At 72.6% G+C, this 13,268-nt stretch carries 9 protein-coding genes; 4 read left to right on the top strand and 5 right to left on the bottom strand.

The window, feature by feature from the left end; translation table 11 throughout:
- Window positions 1–132: 132 nt before the first annotated feature.
- The 3 genes from ACIP9H_RS12215 to ACIP9H_RS12205 all read right to left on the bottom strand — a co-directional run bounded on the left by ACIP9H_RS12215 (window position 133) and on the right by ACIP9H_RS12205 (window position 3,831).
- Window positions 133–966 (bottom strand): glycoside hydrolase domain-containing protein, encoded by an 834-nt coding sequence (locus ACIP9H_RS12215; RefSeq protein WP_401587767.1) that lies wholly within the window; start codon window positions 964–966, stop codon window positions 133–135.
- Window positions 967–1,107: 141 nt separating this feature from the next.
- Window positions 1,108–2,853, bottom strand: a complete 1,746-nt coding sequence (locus ACIP9H_RS12210) for an insulinase family protein (RefSeq protein ID WP_401958988.1) — start codon at window positions 2,851–2,853, stop codon at window positions 1,108–1,110.
- Window positions 2,854–2,880: 27 nt separating this feature from the next.
- A complete protein-coding gene (locus ACIP9H_RS12205; protein ID WP_401958986.1) occupies window positions 2,881–3,831 on the bottom strand; it encodes a hypothetical protein in 951 nt (316 codons plus the stop codon).
- Window positions 3,832–4,012: 181 nt separating this feature from the next.
- Here ACIP9H_RS12205 and ACIP9H_RS12200 point away from each other — a divergent pair, with 181 nt between their 5' ends.
- On the top strand, window positions 4,013–4,456 hold the full coding sequence (locus ACIP9H_RS12200; protein WP_401587759.1) for a hypothetical protein: 444 nt from the start codon (window positions 4,013–4,015) through the stop codon (window positions 4,454–4,456).
- A gap of 22 nt (window positions 4,457–4,478) precedes the next feature.
- On the opposite strand, the gene ACIP9H_RS12195 is transcribed toward ACIP9H_RS12200, so the two are convergent.
- Window positions 4,479–5,219, bottom strand: a complete 741-nt coding sequence (locus ACIP9H_RS12195; RefSeq protein WP_401587756.1) for a hypothetical protein — start codon at window positions 5,217–5,219, stop codon at window positions 4,479–4,481.
- A gap of 366 nt (window positions 5,220–5,585) precedes the next feature.
- On the opposite strand from ACIP9H_RS12195, the gene ACIP9H_RS12190 reads away from it, so the two are divergent.
- The 3 genes from ACIP9H_RS12190 (at window position 5,586) to ACIP9H_RS12180 (ending at window position 9,782) form a co-directional block, all read left to right on the top strand.
- On the top strand, window positions 5,586–7,607 hold the full coding sequence (locus ACIP9H_RS12190; protein WP_401958984.1) for an N-6 DNA methylase: 2,022 nt from the start codon (window positions 5,586–5,588) through the stop codon (window positions 7,605–7,607).
- A 97-nt stretch (window positions 7,608–7,704) separates the two neighbouring features.
- Window positions 7,705–8,247: a hypothetical protein gene (locus ACIP9H_RS12185; protein WP_401587751.1), complete on the top strand. Its 543-nt coding sequence runs from the start codon at window positions 7,705–7,707 to the stop codon at window positions 8,245–8,247.
- A 56-nt stretch (window positions 8,248–8,303) separates the two neighbouring features.
- Window positions 8,304–9,782: a protein kinase gene (locus ACIP9H_RS12180; protein WP_401588004.1), complete on the top strand. Its 1,479-nt coding sequence runs from the start codon at window positions 8,304–8,306 to the stop codon at window positions 9,780–9,782.
- Between the two features lie 437 nt (window positions 9,783–10,219).
- Here ACIP9H_RS12180 and ACIP9H_RS12175 read toward each other — a convergent pair whose 3' ends face one another.
- Window positions 10,220–12,910, bottom strand: a complete 2,691-nt coding sequence (locus ACIP9H_RS12175; protein ID WP_401587748.1) for a glycosyltransferase family 4 protein — start codon at window positions 12,908–12,910, stop codon at window positions 10,220–10,222.
- Between the last annotated feature and the right edge of the window lie 358 nt (window positions 12,911–13,268).

Below are 13,268 nucleotides of genomic sequence, written 5' to 3'. Positions count from 1 at the left end.
GACCACCGCGAGCAGCGCCGCTGCCGTTACCGCCGTTGAACCCGCCCTGGTTGTGACCACCTTGGCACTGTAGGGGGTGGGGGGCGCGGACCGGCAGGGGGCCTTCCGGCCCGCGGTCCGCGCCCCCGGCAGTCAGCCGGTGACGGCGACCGGGGCGTCCCAGTCGCTGCGGTCCACCGTGAGGGTCCAACCGCCGCGGGTCTCCTTGCTGTTGACCATGTACTGGTGGCCGCGGCGGTGCCCGGTCCACAGCGTCTTGGAGAACGGCCAGTCGGAGGTCGTCGTCTTCACCTGGTCCCACAGGGCGTACCAGAGGGCGTCGGGGAGCTCGGTGCGGTCCTTGGCATTGGCCACGGCGGCGGCGCTGCTGCTCTTGAAGCCGTAGAAGCCGGCCCAGTAGTTCTTGGCGTGGACGGTCTTGTCCCAGGCGCGGATGTAGGTGAGCACCGCGGTGTTGCAGGCGGTGTTCGTGATGTCGTAGGACTCCATGTCCAGGTAGAGGGTGCTGCCGGCCTTCATGCCGAGCGCCGAGGCCTTGGCCACGGCGTCCGCGCCGTCGGTGGCGCCGAGCGAGGCGGCCGTGGCGGCGGTCAGCTTCTCCGGGTTGCGGCTGGTCTGGCACGGCGGCTGCGCGCCGACGTACAGCGGGATCAGCTTCCAGCCGGACGCGCTCACGGTCTTGACCCAGGACGCGGTCAGGTTCGGCTGCGCGCAGCCGCGGTTCTTGCCGCCCACGTAGACGGCGGCGGCGCCGTAGAAGTCGGCGGACTTCCACGCCTTCATCGCCGCCGAAGAGGGCGCGGTGCAGGTGTCGAACGCCCGGCCCGTGTACACCTTCGGCGCGGGACGGGACACGGTGGTCGCCATCGAGGCCTCCGCCGCGACACCGGCGCCCGCCAGCACGGCGACACCCGCGACCGCCCAGGCGATGTAACGACGCTTCTTCGACATCCGGTGACCGGACATCCCCACCCCATTCGTTGTTCATTGCTCATGACACGCGAACGCACGCGTGCGTTCCGCCGCGAAGTCGTCGACCGCCCCGACGGGCCGCGCTCCGTCCGCCGTCGGCGGGTGCGCGGGCCTCCGTGTGCGGGGCGGTCGGCATCATATCCGTCGCGTGGTGCGCCGACGGATCCGCAGGACGGGCCAGAGCAGCAGTGCGCTGACGGCCCACAGGAACACCGCGACAGTGATCCACTCGCCGGTGCCGGTCTCCGGGTCGTCGGCGCCGAAGACCGTGTACGCGAGGGCCACAAAGGCGAAGAAGCCGCCCAGCAGCCCGAAGAGGACCATCGCCACCGACTGGAGCCCGGTGCGCCGGGTGCGGGCGGCACCCGCCGGCGTGACGGCAGGAGCGGAGTCGCCGGTTCCGGCCGCCTCCCGTCGCGGTGGCGGCTGCCGGGGCGGCATCTGCACCACCGCCGCCGGTGGCACCGCGGCGTCGATGACGGCGACGGTGTGCGCGTCGATGCCGTACGGGCCCGGTTCCACCTCGACCGTGATGCCGTCGGTGCCGATGAGCCGGCGGCCGCCGTCCGGCCAGCTCAGCATGGCGGCGCAGGAACGGTAGAGCACGGTCACCGCACGTTCTGTCCCGGCGGTCCCGGCGGCCGGGCGTTCCGTCAGGCTGACGCCGTCGTCGCCCACGACCAACTCCGGGGCGTCCTTGCGGTTCTGGGTGAAACGCCGCCCGGTGACCGCGTACGGCGACCTGACCGGCGCCGCCGTGTACCCGGCCCAGTCCGCCGAGTGCCGCGCGGGCACCTGCATGAGGGCGGTTCCCTCGGCCTCCAGGGCCACCGCGTGCAGATGTGCGGGCGCGGTCGCCCACAGTTCGGAACGCAGTTCCTCCGACGTGCGCGGGAGGCGTCCGGCGAGCAGCTCCTCGGCCATGCCGGGCAGCCGGCGCACCACCGCGTCGTGTGCGGTCAGGGCCGCGTCGGCGCGGCCGCGCACCGCGTCGAGGTCGGCCTGGGCGATCCGGCCCGCCCGCAGTCCCGCGAGGACGTCGACGAATCCGCCGAGGACCGCGTCCTGCTTGGCGGGCAGGGCGTCCGCGAAGGCGGTCACCAGGGCGAACCCGTCGCGGCGCGAGGTGTGGTCGGCCGCCGTGGTGTACGAGTAGCCGCCCTCCTGCCGCAGGGCGCGGGACAGTTCGCGCTCGAGGACGGCCGCGTACAGCCGGGCGGCGGTGGTGTCGGTGACCACGGCGTCCATCAGGACCCCGCCGGTCCCGTCGGAGAAGTAGGCCGGAGCGACGGGCAGCGCGGAGGTCACCGCCGGCATCGGCCTGCGGTCCCCGCCGGGCAGTTCGAGCGACAGTCCAGCGGGCAGCCGCTCGCCGGCGATCCACAGCGTGGCGTTGCCCCGGGTGAACCAGGTCCGCGCCCACTGCCACACGTCCTGGGCACTCACGTTCCGCACACCCCACTCGGGGTAGCTGACCAGGCCGTACCCCTGCGCTCCGTAACGCCACAACGGGAGCTGGCCGGGTTCGCGGCGCGACTCCTCGGTCCGCAGGATCTCCTTCTCCGTCTCCAGCCGGTCCATGGGCAGGTCGACGAGGGAGGCGCAGACACCGGTGAGGTGGGCGACGATCTCGTGCTCGGCGCCTTCCGCGTGGAAGTGGGTGAACGCCGCCTTGGTCGCCCCGTTGAAGTGGTAGTCGGCCAGGCCCTGGCGGTGCAGGGCCAGATGCTCGGTCAGGTGCGTCAGGCCCGCCCGCCCGAGCGTCTCGTCGGCGGCACCGACACGGAAGACCAGCCCCGCGCGCATCGGCCCGGCGGCGTAGGTGAAGAGGGTGGGTATGCCGTCGACCTCGGTGTGGTGGACGGCGGCCTGCTGGTTCATCTCAGGCCTCTGTTCGGCATGGGCGGGTCATCCTCTGGCGAGAACCACGTTGCGGTGTCGGACGTAGACGTCGGCGGGCTCACCGAGGTAGCTCCACGGGAACTCGGACGCCAGGTTGCCCAGCGCGCGGAAGTGGGCGGCGGCCCGGGCGGTGTCGCCGATCAGTGAGAACAGGGCCGCGAAGGAGCCCTGGACGACGACCCACCCGTGGTCGCGCCGGAACCGCGGATGGGACACGGACCGCTCGGCGGCCTCGACGAGTTCGGGGTGGACGTGCGGCCGGCGCAGGTACTCGGCCCGGTCGCGGTCGGAGTCCAGAGCGCTCCAGTGCTCGAGGTGTGCCTCGGCCACCAGCCCCGCGTTCAGCGTCGCTTCGGGGGCGCCCTGCATGCACTCCCGGGCGAACGCGTGGGCGGCCTCCCAGCTCCCGCTCCACTTGGGGCACAGCTGCTGGAGGAGCCGTGCCTGGCCCGTGAAGTGGTGCGGGTGGTACCTCGCCAGCCGTTCGTAGCGGCGGCGTGCCTCGTTCTGCCCGAGTTGGAGCCCTCTGGCCGTGTTGAGCCGCTCCGCCCAGGCCGTGCCGCAGGACGGGGCGAGGGCGGTGGCCCGGATCAGCAGTTGTTCCGCCGTCCGCAGGTGTGCGTGAAACGCCGCGAACTGCTCCCTGCTCACGCTCTGCGCCCGCTTGGCGGTCCGGATCTCCCAGCCGAGTTGGACTTCACGGGCACCGAGGACGGTGAGGGCGAAGACGTCCTCCGGAGCCGCCGCGACCATCGTGCGCAGGACGTGCTCGACGCCCGGCACTTCGGCCACGGTCCGGACGGCGTAGGCGCGGCCGGTCCCCTCGGGCAGCCCGTGGACATACCCGCGCAGCGCCTCCATGTCGGCAGCGGCGGCTGCCTGGCGGAGCCACGCGACTTCGGGATGGGCGGACGCCTCCTCGAAATCCGGGGGAGGCAGGGAAGAAACAAGCGACATACGCGGCTCCTAAGCGAACCTTGCGGGAATCGACCGACCGGGAAATCGGCCGCACCCCACCCGACTTGACGTGAATTTGATTGTGTCCATACCGGACCATCGGCTTCCGTCCACGAAAACCGCATAATCTCCGTCCGGCACTCGCCGCACACAGCCCGTCCCCCTCGCCAGGAAGTCAGCCATGGCACTGAACGCCCGCCGCAATCGCCAACTGCTCGAAGCCCTCGCCCCCTTGCTCCTTCAGGGCGAGCAGGTGGAGCTGACCTCGCTGGCCGCTGTCGGCACGGTCTCGGTCCGCAAGCAGGTCCTCACCGCCGCAGTGGTCGGTGTGCTCAGCGCCGGCACGGTGATGGCCACCGTCACCCCCCGCCCCCTGTACATCGCCCTGACCGACCGCCGCGTGCTCTTCTTCGACGGAAATCGGGGCGGCAAGCCGGGCAAGCTCATGCTGAATCTGCCCCGGCCCTACGTGTCCGCAGGCAATTCGAAGAAGGCATTTCTCGGCCTCCAGTACGCCACCCGCCTCTCGGTGGCCGGCCAGGAACAGGGTCTCAAGGTGACCTTCCCCGTGCAGCACCGGTCGGACGGTCCCCGGTTCGCCTCGGCCTTTCCGGTGACGCACTGACGCAATTCCCGGCGGCGGCCGGTCAGCTGCCCATCTTGTCGATGTCGACGACGTCCTTGGCGGCGGGGACCTGGACGGCGGCCGCCTTGTCGAAGTCGGTGAAGCGCAGGGTGCCGGGCTCCTTGCCGCCCTTGGTGACGACCTTGAGGATGTAGGGCTTGCCCTGGGTGGCCACGTAGGCGGTGATCGTCTCGGCGCCGTCCTTGCCGGTGATCGGCAGGGCGGGGATACCGTCGACGGTGGTGGGCTTGCCCTTGGTGCCGTCGTCGTCGCCGTCCTCCTCCTTGTCGAGTTCGGCGAGGAACGCCTTCAGGTCGCAGGCCTGGAGGAACTCCTTGGAGTCCGGGCCGGAGGCGCTCGTCTTCATCCACCGCTTCCCGATGACCTCCTGGGCGGCCTTGCCGTCCGAGCCCTGGGACGACCAGAAGGCGTCGTCGCCCTTCATGTAGAGGAAGGCGCCGGACTTCAGCAGGCGGACGTTGCCGCCCTCCATGGTGAGGTTGCCCTGGCAGTCGCCGGTGCGGGTCATGGTCATGTGGTACTTCATCGGCTCCCCGTCGGTGATGCCGTCGAGGTCGACGGTCATCGTGGAGGCCGACTTCATGGCGGCCAGGGCCTTGGTCCCGATCTCGGCGGCGGGCCGGTCGGCCAGGGCCGTCGACGCGGGCTGGGCCTTGCCGGCGCCGAGCGGGCCGCAGGCGGCGAGGGCGAGGGCGGCGGTGGAGCAGCCGAGCGCGGTGAAGGCGGCGCGGACGGTGGTCATGTGGGTCTCCCCTGGGTGAGTCGCGCGGGCGTGGTCGGCCCGTCTTCTTCCGGTCGCCGCAGCCGCCGGCGCCGAAGGAGGCGTCCTGGGCGGTGAGCGTCGCGCCGGCGGTGCCGCCGGCGTTGTCGTTCGCGCAGATCGGGATCGAGTTCACGGAGTGCCCGCGCCCCCCCCTGACCGCTCGTACGGCGGCGGTCGCGGTTGCGGGCACTCCGTGAACCGATGGGTCAATCACAGCATGTCCTGTGAACCGAGTCAACATGGATTCTCTGTTCACGCGACTTCACGCTGTGAAGGGCCGGAACGGGCGTTCATCGGTATGCTCGGGGCCACCATCGAGACCCGCGTGGGAGGGGATCCAGCCAGGTGCCGGAGAACGCAGCAGAAGTCACCGCCGCCGGCATCGCGCGACTGGCCGGTGTGGGACGCGCCGCCGTCAGCAACTGGCGCCGCCGGCACCCCGACTTCCCCAAACCCGTGGGCGGCACCGACACCAGCCCGGCCTTCGCCCTCGCCGAGGTCGAGCAGTGGCTGCGCGGCCAGGGCAAACTCGCCGAGGTCCCGCTGCGTGAACGCGTCTGGCAGCGGGCCGAGGCCCATCCCGCGGGCACCGCGACCGCCCTGCGGCAGGCGGGGGCCGTCCTGCTGCTCGTCCGTGAACACCCCGATGAAGGGCGGCACGCGGAACCGGACGCGCTCGCCCGCGCCGCGGGGGAGCTGCTGGAACGGCGCTTCGGCGGACGCTTCCCCCTGGGGGCGCCGGTGGACACGGCCCTGCTGCGCGGCGCGGCCGGCCTCGCCGCCGAACTGGGCCCGCGCCAGGCCTACGAGTTCCTGCTCGGCCGCCACCTGGACGCCAACCCGCGGCAGTACACGCTCACCCCGGCCGCCCCCGCCGAACTGATGGCGGCGCTCGCCGGGCCCGCCCGCAGCGTGCTGGACCCGGCCTGCGGCACCGGCACACTGCTGCGCGCCGTGGAAGCGCCCCACGAGGTGCGCGGACAGGAGGCCGACCCCGATCTCGCCGCGCTCGCCGCGCTGCGGCTGGCCCTGCACGCCGACCCCGCCGCGCAGGTCGAGGTGGCCGCCGGGGACAGCCTCCGCGACGACGCCTTCCCCGGCCTCGCCGCCGACGCCGTGCTGTGCCACCCGCCCTTCAACGAGCGCAACTGGGGCCACGAGGACCTGGCCTACGACCCCCGCTGGGAGTACGGCTTCCCGGCCCGCACCGAGTCCGAACTCGCCTGGGTGCAGCACTGCCTGGCCCGCGTGCGCGACGGCGGCACCGTGGTGCTCCTGATGCCCCCGGCCGCCGCGTCCCGCCGCTCCGGGCGCCGGGTCCGTGCCGACCTGCTGCGGCGCGGCGCGCTGCGCGCCGTGATCGCCCTGCCGGCCGGCGCCGCGCCCCCGTACGGCATCCCGCTGCACCTGTGGGTCCTGCGCAGGCCGCGGGACGGTGCTCCGCCGTCGCCGCACCTGCTGCTGGTCGACGCCGCGCAGGCACCGGGCGGGACCGCGCCGGGCGGCGAGAAGGTGCCCTGGCAGACGGTGCGCGCCACCGTGCTGGACGCGTGGACCGCCTTCGACCGGGACGGGACGGCCGGTCCGGGCGCCGACCGGCCGGGCGTCAGCCGCGCCCTGCCCGTCATCGACCTCCTCGACGACGACGTGGACCTCGCCCCCGCGCGCCATCTCCCGCCCCCGGCCACCGGTGCCGGCGCGTCCGAACTCACCGATGTGCGGGACCTGCTGACGGACACCTTGCGCCGCACCTGCGAACTCGCCCCCGGGCCCGCCCGGTCCGCGCCGCCCGCCCGGTGGCCGCTGACCACGGTCGGCGAACTGGCCCGGGCCGGGGCCCTGGTGCTGCGCGCGGGCGGCCAGGGCAGCCGCGGCCCCGGCGGGGGCCCCGCCGTGCTCACCGAGCACGACGTCCTGGCCGGCACCGGCCCGACCGGCACCCTGCCCGAGGGGCCGCAGGAGGACGCGCCGGTACTGGTCGAGGAGGGCGACGTGGTCGTCCCGGTCCTGGGCCGCGGTGCGGCCGCGCGGGTCGTCGACGCCGCCACCGCGGGCGCCGCCCTCGGCCGCAACCTGCACCTGCTGCGCCCCGACCCCGCCGCCGTGGACCCGTGGTTCCTCGCCGGATTCCTGCGCGGCACCGCCAACAACCGCCAGGCCAGCAGTTACGCGTCCACCTCGACCCGGCTCGACGTGCGCAGGCTCCAGGTCCCCCGGCTGCCGCCGGCCGACCAGCGGCGCTACGGGGAGCGGTTCCGGACGCTGGCCGTCTTCGAGGAGGCGCTGCGCCTGGCCGGGCAGTTGGGCGAGCAACTGGTGCAAGGTCTGTACGACGGCTTGACGGACGGCACCGTACGGCCCGAATAGTTAGGGGATCGGGTGAACGAGTGCCGGCTGCTGCCGATACGCTCGCGATGCCACCCGCAGCTGTCCCGTACGCATGTCCAGGAGTCCAGGAGCAGTGTTGAACGGCCCCGGCCCGGTCCCGCCGCCCCCTCCCGCGCAGTCCGGGGGCACCGCAGTGGCGCTGCGTGCCACTTTCCTCGTACTGACGGCACTGAGCTGCGGTTTCCTGTCCTGCCTGCCGCTGCTGCACCTCGCGGTGCAACGCCGCAGGGCGCTGGACTGGGTGCTGTTCTGGACCGGCACGGCGGTGACCGTCGCGGCCTTCGCCACCATCGGCACGCTGCCGGAGTCGAACCCCTGGACGGACGCGGCGCTGATCGTCGTCATCTCCATGGTCCCGCTGGTCGGCGTCCACTACCTCGTGGCCGACATGGCCCTGCACCGCAAGCAGGCGCTGCCCGGGTACCCGCCGTACGCGGCGACCGTCCCCTACCCCCCGCAGCAGCCGGGCCCCGGCGGCTACAACCCGTACAGCTCCGTCCCCACACCCCCGCCGGCGCAGCAGCCGCCCGTCGCGCCGCACCCGCCGCGCCTCAACCAGGTGCGCGCCGAGCTGGACGAACTCAGTGACCTGCTGCGCAAGCAGGAGGACCAGGGGTGAACGGACGGATCGTCGCCGGCCGTTACGAGCTGGCCACGGTCCTCGGCCAGGGCGGCATGGGCCAGGTGTGGACCGCGTACGACCGCCGGCTGGACCGGCGGGTCGCGGTCAAACTGCTGCGCCCCGACAAGGTCGCGGGCGCGGCCGACGCCGAGGAACTGCGCCGGCGGTTCCTGCGCGAGTGCCGGGTCACCGCCCAGGTCGACCACCCCGGTCTGGTCACCGTCCACGACGCCGGCAGCGACACCGACGAGCTCTACTTCGTCATGCAGTACGTGGAGGGCGCCGACCTCGCCGACCACCTCGCCGAGCACGACCCGTACCCCTGGCCGTGGGCGGTCGCCGTCGCCGCGCAGTTGTGCGCGGTGCTGTCGGCCGTGCACGCGGTGCCGATCGTGCACCGCGACCTCAAGCCGCGCAACGTGATGGTGCGCCCGGACGGCTCGGTCGTCGTCCTGGACCTGGGCGTCGCCTCCGTGCTGGACACCGACACGACGCGTCTCACCCACACCGGCACGCCCATCGGCACCCCCGCCTACATGGCCCCGGAACAGGCGATGAGCGGCGCCGTGGGACCGCGCACCGACCTGTACGCGCTCGGGGTGCTGCTGCACGAACTCCTCAGCGGCACAGTGCCCTTCGCCGGGTCCACCGCCCTCGGCGTGCTCCACCGCCATCTGTACGAGCAGCCGGTACCGCTGCGCCAGGTGCGCCCGGAAGTGCCCGAGCCGCTGGAGGCACTGGTGCTCCGGCTGCTCGCCAAGGACCCCCAGCACCGCCCGGCGGACGCGCAGGAGACCTACCGCCAGCTCGCGCCGCTGCTGCCGGTGCCCGGCGCCGGCCACCACAGCCCCGGCCCGATGGACCCCACCCGGCCCTTCCTGCGCCCGCACGCCCCCTGGCCGGACCGGCCGGCCGTGCCGCCGCCGCCCTCCGCGGTGCCGCCCGTGCCCGCGGCGGCCCCGGGGACCGGTGCGCACGGCATCGCCGAGGCGGTCGACGAGGTCAAACGGCTGCTGGACGCGGGCCGCATCACGCAGGCCGTCGACATCCTGGGCGGCGTGCTGCCCGCAGCGGCCGAGAAGCACGGCGCGCACTCCCCCGTCGTGCGCATGCTGCGCAAGCAGTACGCGGCCACACTGATGGAGGACGGCCAGTACCGCCGCGCGCTGCCCGAGTTGCGCCATCTCGCGGACGAACTCGCCGCGGAGTCGGGCCCGTCGGGGCGGCCGTCGCTCCAGTACCGCTACGAGGCGGCGCAGTGCCTGGAGCAGCTCGGCGAGGCCACGGCGGCGCTGGCCGAGTACCGCGCCCTGCTGCCGTCCTTCGAGCAGTACCGGGCCACCGACCCGGAGCTGCCGCTGGAGGTGCGGCGGCGCATCGGCCACCTGCTGCTGTCGGTGGGCGACCGGATGGGCGCCCACGACGTGCTGTCCCGGCTGCTCTACGACTCCGACCGCGTGCACGGCCCGCGGCACCCGCTCTCGGTCGAGCTGCGGCGGACGCTGGCGTGGCTCGGCCAGATGGGCCGCTAGCGCGGGTTCCGAAATCTCCCCCAGCCACCGCTGGGAGGTGCTCCCACCCCAGCTACCGCTGGGGGCCCCGTCCGCGACTCCCCCGGCTCCGCTGGGGCTCCCCGCGAACACGGCACTCCCCCAGCCTTCCACCGGAGGGAAGCGTCGCATCGTCCGAAAAGCCCGGCCACGCCGACCGCAGGACGGCACCCCGCCCAACGGGCAGCCCGGCGCGGCTGTCACAACACGCCCTCCCCCGCGGACCTATGGGCCACCCCCGAACACGGCACTCCCCCAGCCTTCCGCCGGAGGGAAGCGTCGCATCGTCCGAAGAGCCCCACCGCGCCGGCCGCAGGACGGCTCCCCGCCCTCCGCGCGGCCGGCGCAGCACGCCCTCACCCGGGAGCGGTGGGCTTCCCCGCCCGGTGCGGGCGGGGAAGCCCCAGGGGCCCCAGGGGTCAGCGCCGGGTGCCGCTGCGCGCCGCGCGGTTGGCGAGCTTGATGCGCAGCGCCTCGCGCCGGGCGAGGCGGTAGACGGCGCGGCCTTCCGGGCCGAGCAGTCCGGCCACGCGGGCGATCTCGGTCCACGCCCACGACCGGGTGCCGCCCACGCAGGCGAGCGCGGCGAGCAGGCTGAGTGCCGCGGACTTCTCGCCCCGGCGCGCCCGGATCTCCGCCATGCCGATCACGACGTCCGCCGGCTGGCGGCGGCGGAGTATCTCCGCGCCGACGCGCAGCGCGTCCTCGTCGCGGCCCGCCTTGAAGTGCTCCACGAAGTCCTCGGTGAGGAAGCGGACCTGCTGCACGAGCGCCGCGGCGAACGGGCTCTCCTCCGCCGTACCGTCCTCGGAGTCCGCGTCCTCGTCCACGGTGCCCACGCCCGGCGCGCCCACGGGCGAACCGCCCATCTGCAGGCCGAGTGCCGTGGTCATACGGGTCGTGAAGGCCGGGATGTCGAAGAGTTCCTCGACCTCCGCGTACCCCGCCTCGGACACCTCGTCCGCCAGCACCTCGCGCAGCGCCTCGAGCGCGGCCTCGGGGGTGTACTCGGCAAAGGACCGGTACCCGGGGACGCCCTGGAGGACCTCCCTGGACCCGACGCGGTCGAAGGTGGCGACGCGGAGCCTGTGCTGCACGGCCTCCACGACCGACAGCGGCATCGGGTCGTCGACGCTCGACAGGAAGAAGACGTCGGACGCGGCCAGTTCCTCGCGGACGCGGTCGCGGGAGAGGGCTCCCATCCACTCCACGCGGTCCGACAGCAGCGACTTCTCGCCGACCCGCGGGGTCTTCCAGCCGATCCAGGAGAACCGCCACGGCAGGCCCAGGCTGTGCGCCCGCTCCGCCACCCGCGAGAACAGGTCGACGCCCTTGCGGTCCTGGACCGTGCCGACCATGACGATGCGCGGGCTGGCGCTGGGGGTGCGGGAGGCGATCTTGCGGTGGCTGTCCCGCGGCACCGTGTTGTACACGACGATCGGGTCGACGACGCCGAGCTGCCGGAACATGTCGGCCTGGGCCTTGGACACGCACAGGACCTTGAGCTTGGGCAGGATGTTCAGCATTTCCTGGTGGCGCTCGGGAACCCGGTTGGCCTCCCAGTTGAAGACGTACTCCGTCTCGTGCGCGTAGAGCGCGACATTGCGGCCGGAGTCGATGAGCGCCTGGACGGTGGCGTTGCCGATGGGCGAACGCCAGAACAGGGCGAGGCTGTTCACCATGATGACCTCGGCACCGCCCAGGGCGGCGGCCAGGTCGTCGGGGCGCGTGAAGGCGGCGATGTCGAAGTAGCGCACGTCGACCGGGCTCTCGGCCAGGAGCGACTGGGTGTAGGTGAGCACCGGCACCGCGACACCGGTGACGTACGAGAAGCCGGCGCCCAGCACGGCCAGCGACTTCGGGCGGTCGGCGCGCTTCTGCACGGCGAGGAACGCCCGCTCCGCGAGGGTGAGCGGCGCGGCGCCGGACCCGACCCGCGTGCTCTCCTCCTCGCCGGCCGCGGTGGCGGCCAGAGGTGCGGGGAGCTCCGCGTTCTCCACCACCCGCAGGATCTGCTCGGCGACGTCCTCACTGAAGGTGAGGTAGTGCTCGATGGGCTCCCCGTGCGTGTTCGCCAGGAACTTCCCGGTGCTCTTGAGCCTGCTGACGACGTCGGTGAGTTCACCGGCGGAGCCGACACTGCGCAGGAGCGGGTGGTGGATGGTCGGGAAGACGATGTTGAGCGGCAGCGGGTTCACCAGGACGAGCGGCACTCCGGCGCGGAGCGTCTGCAGGTAGGTGGTCGAGAAGTAGGTGACCGCCAGGTCGTAGGACTGGAGCGCCTCGGCGTCCAGCAGGGTCTCCGCGCTCTGCACCGTGACGTCGGGCAGGGTTTCGAGCCACTTGAGGTGCTGCGGCAGCGAGGACGGGTGCGGCTTGACGTCCACGTCCCCGTAGGCCGTGAGCGACTCGAGGATCTCCTTCAGGTGCTGGCGGTGCTCGCGCACGGAGAGCTTGCGCTGGTCGCCCAGCGGCTGGTCCAGCACGATGAAGCGGAGGCGGGATTCGTCGCTCGTCGAGGAGCGGTGCACACCGGAACGCGCGGCCTGCAGCAGGGCGGGGTCGTCGCTGTGCCCCAGGGCGCCGGTGATGTGGACCTGCGTCGAGACCTGCGACGAGCGGAAGTTGATGTGGTTGTAGGTCGCCGGACCCCACACGCAGATGGCCGCGGGGGCGGACGAGCCGTAGTACCAGTTCTGGTCGCGCTGGCCGGCCCGCTGCTCCTTGTAGTGGAAGTCCAGGTGTCCGTCCTGGACCAGGATCACGGGGAGCCGGGGGTTGAGCGCCTGGGTGACCCGCTTGCCGCGCTGCGACTGGTCGTTGAAGAGAACGAGCCGGTCGACTCCCTTTTCCTCCACGAAAGCGACGACCCGGAGGCTCAATTCCTCGTAGAAGGCGCCGTCGTCGAGAGCCTCGCCCTCGTTGAAGAGATTGCGGGCCGGTATGCCGCCGAGACGGATGGCTGCCTCATCGCGGATCCAGCGGGATACGTTTCCCTCCAGGTCCGCGGTGATCACCGAGAACGTGTGTTCTCCGGCTCCCTCCGCTTGCATGATCTTGCCGGCCAGGTCGACCCCGTTCCGGTTCTCGACAAAAATCGCTATATGCATTTTATTCCCTTGGCGCGGCAGAACCGGGTTGCGGACCCGGCCATCTCGCGCCCCTCCGGCCGACAGGCGGACAAATCGAACAGCCAAGTGCCTCGACGCACCGACTGAATAATGAAGGATCCCACAGTCACGCGTCGAGTGACTGGGAGCAGAGTTCACCCGTTCCTGGTGCCAGCTTCCCCTGGCGTTCACTTCCGTACCGGGATCCACGGGGAAGGGGTGGCCGGTGGCCGAAAACTCCGCGTTAACCTTCCGGCAACCTTTTCGCCATGGGGTGCGAAGCGGCGTCCGACTATACTGACGGGTCTTGCCACCCGCCCCGAGGCAGCCGGCCCGGTAGACCGTGCACACGCCAGGT

This window comes from Streptomyces sp. NPDC088732 (assembly GCF_044751205.1).
Taxonomy (GTDB): domain Bacteria; phylum Actinomycetota; class Actinomycetes; order Streptomycetales; family Streptomycetaceae; genus Actinacidiphila.
The sequence above is the reverse complement of the archived record's forward strand: the minus strand, read 5'-3'. Positions and strand labels throughout refer to the sequence as shown.

What these genes read in the sequence shown, in the direction of transcription:
- ACIP9H_RS12175 (WP_401587748.1), bottom strand. Translation starts at nt 12,910, where the DNA reads ATGCATATAGCGATTTTTGTCGAGAACCGGAACGGGGTCGACCTGGCC.
- ACIP9H_RS12195 (WP_401587756.1), bottom strand. Translation starts at nt 5,219, where the DNA reads ATGACCACCGTCCGCGCCGCCTTCACCGCGCTCGGCTGCTCCACCGCC.
- ACIP9H_RS12215 (WP_401587767.1), bottom strand. Translation starts at nt 966, where the DNA reads ATGTCCGGTCACCGGATGTCGAAGAAGCGTCGTTACATCGCCTGGGCG.
- ACIP9H_RS12210 (WP_401958988.1), bottom strand. Translation starts at nt 2,853, where the DNA reads ATGAACCAGCAGGCCGCCGTCCACCACACCGAGGTCGACGGCATACCC.
- ACIP9H_RS12200 (WP_401587759.1), top strand. Translation starts at nt 4,013, where the DNA reads ATGGCACTGAACGCCCGCCGCAATCGCCAACTGCTCGAAGCCCTCGCC.
- ACIP9H_RS12180 (WP_401588004.1), top strand. Translation starts at nt 8,304, where the DNA reads ATGGGCCAGGTGTGGACCGCGTACGACCGCCGGCTGGACCGGCGGGTC.
- ACIP9H_RS12205 (WP_401958986.1), bottom strand. Translation starts at nt 3,831, where the DNA reads ATGTCGCTTGTTTCTTCCCTGCCTCCCCCGGATTTCGAGGAGGCGTCC.